The 15472-nt window shown below is 43.4% G+C and carries 12 protein-coding genes; 10 read left to right on the forward strand and 2 right to left on the reverse strand.

From position 1 onward, the window contains the following. Positions 1 to 516 precede the first annotated feature (516 nt). The 4 genes from GPK81_RS10845 to GPK81_RS10860 all read left to right on the forward strand — a co-directional run bounded on the left by GPK81_RS10845 (position 517) and on the right by GPK81_RS10860 (position 4113). Positions 517 to 1128, forward strand: a complete 612-nt coding sequence (locus GPK81_RS10845; RefSeq protein ID WP_021976212.1) for an ECF transporter S component — start codon at positions 517 to 519, stop codon at positions 1126 to 1128. Between the two features lie 269 nt (positions 1129 to 1397). Then, on the forward strand, positions 1398 to 1820 hold the full coding sequence (locus GPK81_RS10850) for a MarR family winged helix-turn-helix transcriptional regulator (RefSeq protein WP_021976211.1): 423 nt from the start codon (positions 1398 to 1400) through the stop codon (positions 1818 to 1820). Positions 1821 to 1913: 93 nt separating this feature from the next. Then, positions 1914 to 3197, forward strand: coding sequence for a cytidylate kinase family protein (locus GPK81_RS10855; protein ID WP_215707030.1), 1284 nt, complete (start codon positions 1914 to 1916; stop codon positions 3195 to 3197). 19 nt (positions 3198 to 3216) lie between these two features. Further along, the gene (locus GPK81_RS10860) at positions 3217 to 4113 is read left to right on the forward strand and encodes a DMT family transporter (protein ID WP_021976209.1); all 897 of its coding nucleotides are present in this window, start codon (positions 3217 to 3219) and stop codon (positions 4111 to 4113) included. Here GPK81_RS10860 and GPK81_RS10865 read toward each other — a convergent pair. Next, positions 4088 to 5149, reverse strand: coding sequence for an AraC family transcriptional regulator (locus GPK81_RS10865; protein WP_215707031.1), 1062 nt, complete (start codon positions 5147 to 5149; stop codon positions 4088 to 4090). The genes GPK81_RS10860 and GPK81_RS10865 overlap by 26 nt on opposite strands. A 281-nt stretch (positions 5150 to 5430) precedes the next feature. Here GPK81_RS10865 and GPK81_RS10870 point away from each other — a divergent pair, with 281 nt between their 5' ends. The 6 genes from GPK81_RS10870 to GPK81_RS10895 all read left to right on the forward strand — a co-directional run bounded on the left by GPK81_RS10870 (position 5431) and on the right by GPK81_RS10895 (position 15045). Continuing rightward, positions 5431 to 6852 (forward strand): MFS transporter, encoded by a 1422-nt coding sequence (locus GPK81_RS10870; protein ID WP_173738535.1) that lies wholly within the window; start codon positions 5431 to 5433, stop codon positions 6850 to 6852. Positions 6853 to 6983: 131 nt separating this feature from the next. Beyond that, positions 6984 to 9782: an alpha-L-rhamnosidase gene (locus tag GPK81_RS10875; protein WP_215707032.1), complete on the forward strand. Its 2799-nt coding sequence runs from the start codon at positions 6984 to 6986 to the stop codon at positions 9780 to 9782. A 1-nt stretch (position 9783) separates the two neighbouring features. Beyond that, positions 9784 to 10653, forward strand: a complete 870-nt coding sequence (locus GPK81_RS10880) for an MBL fold metallo-hydrolase (protein WP_118071934.1) — start codon at positions 9784 to 9786, stop codon at positions 10651 to 10653. Next, entirely contained in the window at positions 10650 to 11639 is a 990-nt protein-coding gene (locus GPK81_RS10885; protein ID WP_215707033.1) for an ROK family protein, read from the forward strand. The genes GPK81_RS10880 and GPK81_RS10885 overlap by 4 nt, the downstream gene beginning before the upstream one ends. 12 nt (positions 11640 to 11651) lie before the next feature. Continuing rightward, positions 11652 to 13598, forward strand: coding sequence for an oxidoreductase (locus tag GPK81_RS10890; protein WP_215707034.1), 1947 nt, complete (start codon positions 11652 to 11654; stop codon positions 13596 to 13598). A 46-nt stretch (positions 13599 to 13644) separates the two neighbouring features. Then, positions 13645 to 15045 (forward strand): glycoside hydrolase family 1 protein, encoded by a 1401-nt coding sequence (locus GPK81_RS10895; RefSeq protein WP_215707035.1) that lies wholly within the window; start codon positions 13645 to 13647, stop codon positions 15043 to 15045. Positions 15046 to 15105: 60 nt separating this feature from the next. Here GPK81_RS10895 and GPK81_RS18035 read toward each other — a convergent pair whose 3' ends face one another. Beyond that, positions 15106 to 15426: a helix-turn-helix transcriptional regulator gene (locus GPK81_RS18035; RefSeq protein ID WP_118071938.1), complete on the reverse strand. Its 321-nt coding sequence runs from the start codon at positions 15424 to 15426 to the stop codon at positions 15106 to 15108. Between the last annotated feature and the right edge of the window lie 46 nt (positions 15427 to 15472).

A 15472-nucleotide genomic window follows, 5' to 3' on the forward strand; every position in this document is an offset into this window, starting at 1 on the left:
GAGGTGGAAGTGTGGTAACACATGGAGCTGACTGTTACTAATCGGGTGAGGGCTTGACCAACCAGCCGAGGAAGCGGGCAGGATACAGCAGAAATGGGGCGGAGCAAGCTTGCTTGTGGAGAACCATTTATGATGCAGACTGAACATTTGCGAAGCAAATGACATCGAACGACGGAGTCGTGAGATGACCCCCGCTGGAGTAGCCTAAAAAAACAGGCGATGCAGCGCAAGCTGCGAGCCCGTGAAAAAAAGGCAAATCGGCACGCAGGTTAAAATTGATTCAAAAAAACGATTAACCATCAACAAACACATGTATGTAGTTTTGAATATACAATACAAAAGAAAGTGGCCAATCAAGCCACTTTTTTTATCCCCCAAAAACTGTCCCCTAAAAAAATATAAAAATTGCCCCTTGCAATATACCCAAACAAGCAGTACCATAACACCCGTGTTATTACATTCATACATTAAACTAATCACACACTAAAGTAATAACAAAACGAGAGGGGAATTATTATGAACACACAGAACAACACAGTAGTCAAACTTGCAGAAACTGCATTATTAGCAGCTTTATGCTACGTATCTTTCACATTCCTGCAGATCAAGATCCCGGTACCAGGCGGAGATGCAACATCCATTCATATCGGAAACGCATTCTGTGTACTGGCAGCACTGCTTCTTGGCGGCGTATACGGAGGTCTTTCCGGAGCAATTGGAATGGGAATCGCAGACATCATGGACCCTGTTTACATCACAGGAGCACCGAAAACTTTTGTACTGAAATTCTGTATCGGTCTGATCGTAGGTCTCGTGGCACATAAGATTGCAAAGATCAACGAAAGCACAGATAAGAAATATGTATTTAAATGGAGCGTGATCGCATCCATCGCAGGACTTGCATTTAACGTAGTAGCAGATCCTATCGTAGGATATTTTTACAAACAGTACATCCTGGGACAGCCACAGGAGCTGGCACAGGCACTTGCAAAAATGAGTGCGGCAGCAACATTCATCAATGCAGTTGTATCCGTGATCCTGGTAGCGATCATTTACAACGCAGTACGTCCGGTACTGATCAAGAGCCATCTGATCACCATTACTAACAACAAGAATCAGGTTGCATAAAACAACACAAACATATTAACAGAAATAACATTAAACAGTGAAATGGAAGCGAATATCCATTTCGCTGTTTTTTTATGCGGACAGATAATCATTTTATTTATACGTTTGTCCTTGTGATTTTCCCTGTATTTTGTGCAGATTGAAATAAAAACAGCTCTCTTTTTTGTACAGAATTCCAATATATTTTAAAAATAATATTGACATACGTAATTAATATAGTTATAATTCTAAATATTTGAATTATAACTATTAAAAAGGGAGAAAGATATATGAACGATTCTTTTCACTATCTGTCCATGGCAAACCACATGATGGTCCAGAAAAAGCTGATGGAACAGTTAAAGGATACCGGCCTTACCCTGGGACAGCCAAAGGTTCTGGATTATCTGAAAGATCACGATGGCGCCAGTCAGAAGGAAATTGCGGCAGGATGTCTGATCGAGGCAGGATCTTTAACTTCTATTTTAAATCGAATGGAAGAAAAAGGACTGATCGAGAGAAAAATGCTTAACGGAAACCGCCGTACCTTTCATATTTTTATGACAGAATCCGGAAAGAAAAATCAGAAGCTGGTAGAAGAGACTTTTGAAAAGATTGAAGAAACAGCATTAAACAATGTTTCAGAAGAAGAACAGAAAGTATTTATGGAGATATTTCTCAGGATATACAGGAATCTTGCTGAGATAAAGTAAACAGGCGGATATCCGCTTTACAATAACCGGATAATGGCAGCATAGACATAATTATCCGGCGAAAATCTGTACAATGAGGAGGAGACAAAAATAATGGAGAAACTAAAACGATACTTAATATTTCTGGTGGGACTGTTTGTAAACTCCCTGGGAGTCAGTCTGATTACCAAGGCAAACCTGGGAACCTCACCAATCTCATCAATTCCCTATGTGTTAAGCCTGAACTTTCCATTCACACTTGGAAACTTTACCATCTTTTTCAGTATCTTACTGATCATCCTGCAGCTGATCATTCTGCGGAAGAATTTTAAACTGGAGCACATCCTTCAGATCCCGGTATCCATCATTTTCGGATATTTTATCGATCTTACCATGATCCTTTTTTCCTGGGTCAATCCGGAAGTATATATCATGAAAATCGTATATCTGCTCATCGGGTGTATGATCCTTGGCGCAGGCGTTTATATGGAGGTCCTGGCGGACGTTGTCATGCTTCCGGGAGAATCCTTTGTCCGTGCCATTGTCCTCACATGGAAAACAAACTTCGGAACAACCAAGATCTGTTTTGATGTATCCATGGCAGTGATCGCTGCAGTACTTTCCTTTGTATTTGCAGGAAGACTGGACGGGGTAAGAGAAGGTACAGTTATTGCAGCCCTTCTGGTTGGATTTATCGCACGACTTATCGGAAAAAAACTTGCATTCCTGAAAGATATGATCTTCCCGGAAACAGCATCAGCAGAAAACGAGAGCGAAGCAAACGAGCAGACAACAGGAACTTATGGAAAAAATGTCATTGCCATTGGAAGACAGTTTGGAAGTGGTGGCCACGATATGGGCAAGGCACTTGCAGAAAAGCTGGGATACGATTTCTATGATGCAGAGATCATTCAGATGACAGCAGGAACCACAGGCTACACGCCGGAATTTATTAAGAAAAATGAGGAGATCATGACAAACAGTATTCTCTATGATCTGGTCAATCAGATGTACCTGAACACAGATATGCAGGATGAAGCACCAAAGGACAAAATTTTCGAGGCGGAATCACAGGTTGTCCGTGATCTGGCAAAAAAAGGCAACTGCGTGATCGTAGGCCGCTGTGCAGATTACGTCCTCAGAAATTCCGCAAACTGCCTGAAGGTATTCTTCTCTGCACCTCTTGAAAGCAGAATCAAAAGAGTAGCACAGAGACAGATCATCTCTGAGAAAGAAGCCAGAGCTGTTGTCCAGAAAAACGAAAAACTCCGCGCAGACAACTACCGTTACTATACTCGCCACATGTGGGGCGCAGCAGGAAACTTTGATCTCAGCCTGAATACAGATCTGGGAGAAGCGTATATTGAGAGCTGCATCCGTAGCGCAATGAAATTATAAAAAGGCAGGAATAAATAAAATGAAACAGGAAAATTATATAAAAGGTATGATAATGATCATCCTGTCAGCATTTTTCTTTGCATGTATGAATGTAAGTGTCCGTCTGGCCGGAAATCTTCCATCTGTGGAAAAAAGCTTCTTCCGGAATCTGGTTGCGGCAGTGTTTGCGGCGGTCATTTTATGTAAAGATCATACATTGCCGAAGGTTAATAAAAAATACTGGGGGCCGCTGATCTTACGCTGTGTATGTGGAACCATGGGAATCCTGTGTAACTTTTATGCGATCGATCATCTGCTGGTAGCGGACGCTTCAATCCTGAATAAACTGTCTCCCTTTTTTGCGATCATTTTTTCTTTTCTTCTGTTAAAAGAAAAAATCAGCCCGACGCAGGCAGCATGTGTGGCCCTGGCATTTGTGGGATGTCTGTTTGTTGTAAAACCGGGATTTCATAATGCGGAATTTATGTCTGCACTGATCGGAGTCTGTGGTGGACTGGGCGCTGGAATTGCATATACAATGGTACGTGTACTTGGAACCCATGGAGTGAAAGGCCCGATCATTGTATTTTACTTTTCTGTTTTTTCATGTTTGTCTGTGATTCCGTGGATGGTATTTCATTTCACACCAATGACGGTGAAACAGTTTGCAATACTTATGATGGCAGGATTATTTGCGGCAGGCGGACAGTTTACGATCACAGCGGCATACACGTATGCACCTGCGGGAAAAATTTCCATTTTTGATTATTCACAGATTATCTTTGCAACGCTGCTGGGATTTTTCCTGTTTGGAGAAGTGCCGGATAAATACAGCTTTACCGGATATGCGCTGATCATTCTGGCATCGTTTGGAACATTTATCTACAATATGAAAACAGCTTCAAAAAAGGTTACAGCAAAGAAGAGTCCGGACTGATACTGCTTCTGTATTCTGCTGGTGTCATATGAAACCTTTTTTCAAATATTTTATAAAAGTGTGTAATGTTGGAGTAGCCGATTTCTTCCATAACAGTAGTTACCGGAAGGGTCGGCTGTTTTAATAATTCGGCTGCTCTGGAAAGCCGGATATCCTGGATAAGAGTGGAAAAGGTTTTTCCTGTATAGTTTTTCAGGATCCGTGTTAATTGTCGTTCGCTGTAATTAAAAAACGCAGATAATTTCGGGAGCGTAAGGGTTGCATAATGTAGTTCGATATATTTCAGTATAAAAATAATATTTTTTTCCTGCTTCTTTCCGGCCGGGTTGGGGACGATCATGTTTTTTTCATGATTTCTGAGAAGACAGATAAAAAAGATTTCCAGTAACGCATTTATCATGGAGGAGGTATAGCGCTTCTGGGTCTGATATTCTTTCAGGATTTTTTTAAATAAATTCACAAGCTGCGGATCTTTTCCAGATTTAAAATACAGATAAAACTGAGATCCGGGGGAATAAAGTGCCCGGCTGAAAAAGTCATGTAAAGTACCGTATTTTGGAAGGGAATTTAAGAATACAGCTTCAAAGGTCTGGCTTTTTATCAGGAAATTGTAGATCACACAGTCATCGCTGAAAGCACTTAATGCATGGATGATCGAAGGAGCCACAATGCAGATATCACCGGATCGCATGGAAATCGTATGGGAGGTAAATATGTTTTCACAGGTTCCACGAAGCACATAGATCATCTCAAAAAAAGTGTGCGAATGCAAAAAAGCAGGAGCATACCGGTTATGACGGAAAATGATCGTATCCTCATCGGAAGGAAGAATAGTTTCATCCAGAGCGTTTCCAGGATGGTAAGTAAAGCCGGCGGCTGCATGGGAAGATGCCTCCGGGCAGAGTTTTTCTATTTCCTCGACGGTATGTGCCTGGTCCAGATGTGCAGCCGGATATTCCAGAAAAATCCGTTTATAAAATATTTCGTCAGGTTCCATTTCAGGAATCATTTCTGTTAAATGTTTGTATTCATTCATAAAATCACCTAAATTAACTGAATCAGGAAAATTCTCTGCGGATTATGAAAGTCCGTTTAGTCTGTCAACGAGCTTCAACAGGAAAAACGTATATGTCCGAAAAGGATAAATCATATGTCGCTTAAAGACGTTATCCTGTTCGCTTATTTCTGATAATATCATTATCAACAGGAAAACACAAGAATGACAGAAGGTGATAAATAAAAGTAATTTCATAAAAACAGAAAAATACAGAAGATGCAGAAAACCCATTAGATGAAAAGGGAAAAGGAGAAAGAGATATGTTTAGTTTGGCAAGTAAACACAACGATCCAAATGCCAGCCTGGCATGGAGCGAACGTATCGGTTACGGAACAGGCGGATTTGCCTTTAATATGATCAATGGTATCATCGGTTCTTTCCTGACCATTTATTTTACCAGCACAGTAGGACTGAATGCAGGTATCATTGCAACAATTTTTGCAATATCAAAGGTTTTTGACGGAATCTCAGATGTGATCGTAGGACGTATGGTGGACCGTACAAAATCAAAACTCGGAAAAGGCCGTTCCTGGCTGTTACGAATGTGTATTCCATTTGGAATCACCACCATGCTGTTGTTTTTTGTACCACAGAATTTTCCGGAAATGGCACAGTATGTATATATTTTCCTGATGTATAACATTGTAAATGCTGTATGCCTTACCGGAATGCTGGTACCGTATTATTCCATGATCTCACTGATGACAGCAAATCCTTATGAGAGAGGATTCCTTGGAAACATCCAGCAGATTTTTCAGACACTTGGAAATGTAGTTGTAAACTCAACATTTGTTACCTTACTTGGAATCTTTACAAGCAGTACAGAAAACATTTATACACAGAGAGCATTTACGATCACAATGCTGATCTACTGCATCGCAATGATCGTAATTACAATTTTCAGTGTTTTCTCAACAAAAGAGAGAGTACATTCTGCTGAAAGCGCAGAGGAAGATACTCAGAAATCTGCAAGTGCTGGAAGAGAAGCAGGCACATGGGAAACTGTAAAAGCACTTTTTAAGAACAAATACTGGGTGATCGTAACAGTTGCAAGTTTTGTAGTATTTTTCGTAATTATCATGTACGCAATGGGAAATGTATATTACTGTCAGTATGTTCTCTATGATATGGGACAGTACAGCTGGGTATCCAACTCTATTTCCATTGCACAGTTTGCAGTTATGTTTGTAACACCTGCATTTATGAAAAAGTTTGGAAAAACAGCTGTTTATGAAGCAGGAATGGTAGTTATGGGACTTGGATTCCTCGGATTCGCTGTTCTTGGCGGTTCCAGTACGATCGTGATGATCATCTGCAACGTACTGAAAGGCTGCGGTGTTGGTATGGCCGGCGGTATGGCACTTGGAATGGTTGCAGATACCATTACATACGGAACAAAGAAAACAGGAATTGATACCGTTGGTCTTGGAAATGCCGGTGTTTCTGCAGCACAGAAGATCGGTCTCGGACTTGGAACAGCTGTATTTGGCTGGGTTCTCAACGGAGCAGGCTATGACGGATCTCTGGATGCACAGGGTATCGCACAGCCGGAAAGTGTTTCCACAGCAATTAACTTCCTGTACAACTGGCTGCCATTTATCATGGTGATCGCTATCTTTGTACTGATGGTAATCCTGTATCATTGCGAGAGAGATTTAAAGAAAATGGAAGCAGCTGAATAAAGCTGATAAATGAATAACTGAGAAAAGCAGAGAAAACTGCTTGCGCCTCCGGAAATTAGATAACTATTCTAGTATTTGGAGGCGTTTCTGAAGTTGTGATCGCAGATATTCCAAAGTAAGAGGAGAGATATATGAAAGTTGTAAATGTAAGAATCAACGGTATGGAAAATCCTGTGGGATTTGATTTTGAAACCGTATGTGTATCGTGGAAAGTTCGTGAGACATCAGCCAGAAGACAGCAGAATGTAAAAATAGAGATAGCTTTGACAGAAGATTTTTCAGAGCTTCTCTGGACAAAAGAGGGAAAGAATCTTAACAGTGCGGCGGAAAAACTGGAATTTGAGCAGAGTGCATATACAAGATATTATGTAAGAGTAACCGTTACCAGCGATGAGGGAGAGACTGCTGTTTCCAAGCCTGCATATTTTGAAACCGGAAAGATGGATGATCCATGGATGGGAAAATGGATCACAACAAAAAAAGAAGATACCTTTCACCCTCTCTTTATAAAGAATTTTGAAGTAAAGAAAAAACCTGCTTCAGCCAGACTTTATATTTGCGGTCTTGGACTTTTTGAGGCAAAATTAAATGGAAAAAAAATCGGGGAGGAAGTTCTGACTCCTTATTACAGCAATTATCACGATGAAGAACAGTATCTTACATTTGATGTCATGGAAAATATCAAAAATATCGATAACCATACAGAAATGCAGGAAACAGCAGAAAACCAGTTGGCTGTATCGCTGGGAAATGGCTGGTACAAAGGAAAATTTGGACTGAACAGCCAGAGCAATAATTTTGGTGATACCTTTAAGCTGATCGCAGAGCTTCGTCTGATCTATGAAGATGGGGAAATCCAGGTGATCGGAACAGATGAAACCTGGAACTATATTGGCTCTGATGTGGAAGACGATGGAATTTATGACGGCGAGATCATCAACCATCTGTTATGGGAAGAAAAAGAAAATCCGGCGAAACAGGCAGTTCTTACAGAGGCAGAAGGAAAACTGGTTTCCAGATACAGCCTTCCTGTAATGGAAATGGAAGATATGCCGGTAAAAGAAGTGATCCATACACCGGCAGGGGAAACAGTCCTGGATTTCGGACAGAATTTTGCCGGATATGTGACCTTCTGGAATCATCTCCCAAAAGGAAGCAAACTTATATTTGACCATGGCGAGATCCTTCAGGATGGCAATTTTTATAACGAAAATTACCGTGCTGCAAAATCTCAGTTTGTATATGTATCCGGTGGCAGGGAAGAGCTGGTACGTCCTTCCTTTACATATTTTGGATTCCGTTATGTGCGTGTGACAGGATGGCCGGGAGAAGTAAAAGCAGAAGAATTTACAGGAAAAGCAGTTTATTCAAAGATGGACAGGACCGGATATATGGAAACCGGCCATAAGGGAGTGAACAGACTGTTCCTGAATGCACTGTGGGGACAGAAATCAAATTTTGTGGACTTTCCTACAGATTGCCCGCAGAGGGATGAAAGACTTGGCTGGACCGGGGATGCTCAGGTATTTGCCGGAACAGCAAGCTTTAATATGGACACTGCAGCTTTTTATCAGAAATTTATCCATGACCTTCGAAATGAGCAGGTAAAATACGATGGAATCCTTCCCGGTGTGATCCCGGTACTTGATCCAAACGGACCGATCTTTTCCAGTGTATGGGGTGACATTGCCACATTCCTTCCAATGGTGGTTTATGAACATTCCGGAAATATAGAAATGCTGAGATCCAGTTATCCGATGATGAAGGACTGGGTGGATAAGATCACCAGGGAAGACCAGGCAAGAGGACAGAAATATCTCTATGATTTCGGAAATCAGCTTGGTGACTGGCTTGCACTTGACGGAAGAACCGAGCAGAGCATGGAAGGTGGAACAGATGCCTATTATATTGGCTCCAACTACTATGCAATGTCTGTGCAGAAGACTGCAAAAGCGGCAGAAATTCTCGGTTATGAAGAGGATAAGCGTTATTATGATGACCTCTACCAGAAGATCAGAGAAGCGATCATCCGGGAATATTTTACAGAAACGGGACGTCTGGCAATTGATTCCCAGACCGGATATATTGTAGCTTTATATTCCGGGATCTACAGAGAAAAAGAAGCTGTGGTGGCAGGTCTGAAAGCAAGATTTTATAAAGACTGCTACAAATTAAAGGGCGGATTTACAGGGGCACCGATCCTTTGCAGGGTTCTCGCCGAAAACGGATTCGAGGAAGACGCTTTTTATTTCCTTCTTCAGGAAGATTATCCGGGATGGATGCACTGCATCAATCTTGGAGCAACAACAATCTGGGAAAGATGGAATTCCGTTCTGGATGACGGGCATTTAAGCGGTACGATGATGAACTCCCTGAACCATTATTCTTATGGCTCTGTTGTGGAATATCTTTACAGAGATGTAGCAGGCTTAAAGGCACTGGAGCCTGGATTTAAGAAAGCGCTGATCACTCCTTTGATGAACGGAAAGCTGAAATATATGCATATGACCTATGATTCTGCTTATGGAGAATATAAGGTAGACTGGGAAATCCTGAAGAACGGGAAGGTAACAGTAGATATCCAGGTTCCATTTGGATGCAGTGCAGTGATCGGTCTGCCGTTTTATGAGGGCGAAGTTATGGAAGTGGAAGCTGGAAGCTATCATTATGAATATCGTCCCACAGAAGATCTTCGTCAGCGTTATAACAACAAAACCATGTTTAAGGATATGATGCATGATCCGGAGGCAATGAAAGTGATCGAGAGAGTATCTCCAATGCTGATGTATTTCCTTTCTACCGGAAATCAGGATTATTTTTATGAGAGCATCCAGAGCCTGGAAAAACTGTTTTATATGGGATTTACCAGAGAAATCGTAGATAATCTCCGAACAGAGTTATCCAAGCTTCTTGATATGGAGGAAGAATAAAATGGCGGATTTTTACAGAGCAGAAAAAGTAAACGACAGAATCACAGCGATAATAAGCTTCACAGGAGAGATCATGTATCTGGTAAATGGATCGGAACGCTCCCTGCTGATCGATACCTGCGTGGGAGCAGGAAACCTTCGGGATTTTGTGGAAAGACTTACGGAAAAACCACTTACAGTGCTGCTTACCCATGGCCACATCGATCATGCAATGGGAGCACCGGAATTCACCGGGAATGATGGAAAGCCTGAATGTGAGATCTACATGAACCATGCGGATACCGAAATTTATCTGGGAATGAATTCCATAGAAAACAGAAAAGGATATGTACTGGCAGGACTTGGCGGCCAGATGCCAGAAGGACTGGAAGAGACATTTCTGCCGCCTGCACCGATGACATTTAAAGATTTGAAAGATGGTGACAGATTTGACCTGGGAGGGATTTCCGTGGAAACTTATGCCCTCCCGGGGCACACTCCGGGAACCATGGTCATGCTGATCCCGGAAGAAAAGATCCTGATCCTTGGAGATGCCTGCAACAATGCTACCTTCCTTTTTGATAAAAATTCCCTTACTGTGGAAGAGTACAGGGAAAATCTGATCCAGATCCAGAACAGACTGGAGGGACGTTTTGACACAACCTGTCTCTGTCATCATGTGATCTGGGCTTCCAAAGATATGATTCGCAGTGTGATCGAAGTCTGTGATACGATCATGAAGGATCAGGCAGATGATGTTCCATTTAACTTTATGGGGCAGCAGGCCTTTGTTGCAAAAAAGGCCAATGAATATTTCAACCGTCTGGACGGCGGCGAAGGCAATATCATCTACAGCAAAGAAAAAATCCGCAAAAAAGAGGTGACACCATGAATTATCTGGCGATCGATATAGGAGGAACATTTATCAAATATGCAGTGATCACAGAAAACTGTTCCATCCTGGAAAAAGACAAAACCCCTACAAAACAGGATTCTCTGGAAATATTTATCCAGTCTCTGACAGAAATCTGTGACAGGATCAAAGGGCAGTATGAGATTGAGGGAATTGCCTTAAGCATGCCGGGGATCATTGATTCCAAAAGGGGTTTTATGTATACTGGTGGAAGCCTTTTCTGCATCAGCAATGTAAATATCGTGGAGATCCTGGAGAAAAAAACAGGGATTCCGGTGACAGTAGAAAACGATGCCAAATGTGCAGCGCTGGCTGAGATCTGGCAGGGCTCTTTAAAGGACTGCCAGAATGCCATCGTTGTTGTCTGCGGAACTGCAGTAGGTGGTGCTGTGATCGTTAACCGCGAAGTAGTAAGTGGAAAAAATTTCATGGCAGGGGAATTCAGCTATGTGATCACAGATAGTAAGGATGACTACAAAATGTCTAACAGCCTTGCAGAGACAGCCGGTGCCCAGGCACTGCTTAAAAGCGTATCGGAGGAAACCGGCATTCCTGTAAAAGAGTTAAACGGAGAAAAAGCGTTCTCCCTTGCGAACCAGGGAAATGAAAAAGCTCTGGCAGGAATCCGGAATCATGCAAAAAAACTGGCCATCCATATCCACAACTGTCAGTACATGTTTGATCAGGAAAAGATCGCAGTAGGCGGCGGGATCAGTGAACAGCCTTTGCTTCTCCAGCTGATCCGTGAAGAGCTTTTAAAGATCAACGGCATGTATCCCTGGACGCTTCCGGTCCCGGAGGTGACAAGCTGCCGTTTTTACAATGACGCAAACCTGATCGGTGCTGTTTATGTACACATGAAAGCAAGAGAGAAAAAGATCAGTCTTGAAAAAGTAAATGAACTCATGGAATTACTTGAAAACCGAAGAGAGGGCGAATATTTGAGAGCCCTCCTTACAGAATAACGGGAGGTAATTATGATCCGAAAATATCCAAACTTATGCAAACCGATCCAGATTGGCCGTGTAACATTTCGAAACCGTATGTTTTCTGCTCCGATGGGCGGAACAGATATTACAAACGACGGATGTATCGGCCCGAAATCTACAGCTTTTTATGAACTGAGAGGAAAAGGCGGTGCAGGTGCCGTAACAGTCAGCGAGTGTATGGTACATCCGAAAACCGATGGCTCCCATGCCTATCATCTGGACACATCCATCCTGAATTCCCTGGCATCCGCAACTTATACTGCAGACGCCATCCGTCGTCACGGAGCCATACCGAGTATTGAACTTTCTCATTCCGGAATGTATGCAGGAACTTATATGACAGATAAATCCAGACAGAAATCCATGAACCAGTGGGGCCCGTCTGATACCGTCCGTCCAGATGGCGTGGAGGTAAAAGCCCTCACAAAAGAGCTGATCGACGAGATCGTAGCTTCCTATAAAGAGACCGCGTCCCTGGCAAAAAGGGCAGGCTTTGAGATGATCATGGTACACGGCGGACATGGCTGGCTGATCAACCAGTTCCTTTCTCCGTATTTTAACAAACGTACCGATGAGTATGGCGGAAGCCTTGAAAACCGCTGCCGTTTTGCAGTAGAAGTTCTGAAGGCAGTGCGTGAAGGTGTGGGACCTGGATTCCCCATCGAGTTCCGTATGAGCGGTTCTGAACTTTTTGAAGGCGGCTACACACTGGAAGACGGTGTGGAGATTGCAAAAGTTCTGGAGCCATATATTGATCTTCTTCACGTTTCCGCAGGAACTTATCAGAGAGGGTTCGGTGACACCCATCCGTCCATGTTTAAAGACCACGGTTGCAATGTTTACCTTGCGGCTGAGATCAAGAAACATGTGGCCATTCCGGTTGCAACCATCGGTGGCCTGAACGATCCTGCACAGATGGAGCAGATCATTGCAGAGGGAAAAGCCGATATCGTTTACATGGCAAGAGCACTTCTTGCAGATCCCTTCCTTCCAAGAAAAGTCATGGAAAACAGAGACGAGGAGATCGTTAAGTGCTTAAGATGTTTTACCTGCATGGCAGAAAGAACGGAAACTTCCACAAGAAGATGTACCGTCAATCCGCTGATCGGACGTGAGATGGAAGGGGATGAAGTACAGCCTGCACCTGCTAAGAAAAAAGTCCTGGTAGCAGGCGGCGGCCCGGGAGGTCTGTACGCAACTTATACAGCGGCAAGAAGAGGCCATCAGGTCATTCTCTGTGAAAAAGAGGATACTCTGGGCGGAATCCTGAAAAGCGAGCAGGCCCTGTCATTTAAGCATGAGATGTACGAGCTTGCAGGAACTTACGAGCTTCTTGCAAGAAAAGCAGGCGTGGAGATCCGTACATCCACACCGGTGACAAAAGAGTATGCGGAAAAAGAAAACGCAGATGCACTGATCATCGCGGCTGGTTCCAGACCGCTGGTACCTCCGATCCCGGGACTGAACGGCGACAATGTGGTGATCGTAAATAACTACTATAAAGAGAAAGAAAAAGTAGGAGATGAGGTAGTTGTCTTTGGCGGCGGCCTTGCAGGATGTGAGTGTGCCATCCACCTTGGAATGGAAGGGAAGAAAGTCCGCATTGTGGAGATGAGAGATGTTCTCGCACCGGATGCCAATGTAAGACACAGACCACTTCTTCTGAAAGAAATCGACAAATACGCGGAAGTTTACACAGGATACAAGGGCCTTGAGGTAACCGAAGAAGGTGTATGGTGTGAGGATAAAGAGGGCAAAAAGGTTCTGGTTCCCGGAAGCACCATCATCTGTGCCCTGGGCCAGAGATCCAGAACCGACATTGTGGATGAGCTTCGTGACTGCGCGCCATATGTGGCGGTGATCGGTGATGCAAGCAGAGTTTCCACCATCACCAATGCAGTATACTGGGGCTATCACGCAGCGCTGGATATCTGATATCCGGCAGAGAGATATCCGATTTATATGAGAAAGGACAGAAAAAATGTTTCCCAAGAATTTTTTATGGGGCGGCGCAGTAGCTGCCAATCAGTGTGAAGGTGCATACAACGAGGATGGCAAAGGACTTTCCATCCAGGATGTCCTTCCTCACGGGATCAAAGGCCCGAGGACGGAAGCACCCACAGAAGACAATATGAAGCTGGTAGGAATTGATTTTTACCACCATTACAAAGAAGATATCAAGCTGTTTGCAGAGATGGGATTTAAGGTATTCCGTACTTCCATTGCCTGGAGCAGGATATTCCCGAAGGGGGATGAGGAAACTCCCAATGAGGCAGGCCTTAAGTTCTATGATGATCTGTTTGACGAGTGCAGAAAATACGGGATCGAGCCCCTGGTAACCTTATCTCATTATGAGACTCCGCTTTATCTTGCAGAGCATTATGACGGCTGGGTAAACCGTGATCTCATCGGATTTTATAAACGGTATGTGACTACAGTTTTCAACCGTTATAAAGATAAGGTAAAATACTGGCTCACATTTAATGAGATCAACTCCATCCTGGAATCTCCATTTATGAGCGGCGGGATCAATACGCCGAAAGAAAAACTTTCCCAGAGTGATCTTTACCAGGCAGTTCACCATGAGCTTGTAGCCAGCGCCTGGGCGACCAAGATCGGTCATGAGATCAATCCGGATTTCAAGATCGGCTGTATGATCTTAAGTATGCCGGTATATCCGCTGACACCTGATCCCTCGGATGTTCTTGCTGCCATGGAACAAGATCACAAGAACATGATGTTCGCAGATGTCCATGTCCGCGGCTGCTATCCGGGATATGCGAAACGTTATATGTGGGAAAACGGCATCAGCATTTCTGTGACGGATGAGGATATGGAAATCCTGAAAAACACCGTAGACTTTGTTTCCTTCAGTTATTATGTCAGTGTCTGTGCCACAGCAGATCCGGAAAAAAATGTCCGGGGAGAGGGAAATCTTCTGGGCGGTGTGCCAAACCCGTATCTGAAAGCCAGCGACTGGGGCTGGCAGATCGATCCGAAGGGACTTCGCTATATTCTGAACACACTCTGGAACCGCTACCAGAAACCACTGTTTATCGTGGAGAATGGTCTTGGTGCGTTTGATCAGCTGATTCAGGGTGCAGATGGCGAGATGACCGTAGAAGACGATTACCGCATCGCTTATCTCAGAGATCACATCCGCCAGATGGAAGAGGCTGTCATGGATGGCGTGGATCTGATGGGATACACCACCTGGGGATGCATCGACCTTGTCAGCGCATCCACGGCAGAGCTTCGCAAACGTTACGGATTCATCTACGTGGACCGCAACGATGACGGAAGCGGAACTATGAAGCGTTATAAGAAAAAGAGTTTCTACTGGTATAAGCATGTGATTGAGACCAATGGACAGGAACTATAGATAATAAAACTTCCGGGAGTATGTTGTCCAGCTCCCGGAAGTTTTGATATTTAAGAAAATTTATTTCTTCATATTCTCCCGTACCTTCGTAGGTGTGCACCCGAAGTGTTCCTGGAACATCCGGCGGAACAGCTTATAATTGGTGAAGCCGTGGCGTTCCAGGATCACATGCACGGGGGCTTTTGTGTTGATCAGATCTTTGTAAATGAAAGAAAGTCTGTATTCATTCTGATATTCCAGAAACGTAACCCCCATCTTTTTCTTAAAAAAACGACAGAAATATCCGGTCTGGAGATAAGCGACACCTGCGATCTCATCCAGGGAAATGGGCCTCTTATAATTTTCAGAAATATAATTCAGTACAAGGTTCAGCCGATCCAGATCTTTTTTCTGCTGGCTTAAATCACTTTGAAAAACTTTTTACAGT

The sequence above is a fragment of the Blautia sp. MCC283 genome (assembly GCF_018785565.1).
In the GTDB taxonomy this organism is placed as follows: Bacteria; Bacillota; Clostridia; order Lachnospirales; family Lachnospiraceae; genus Blautia_A.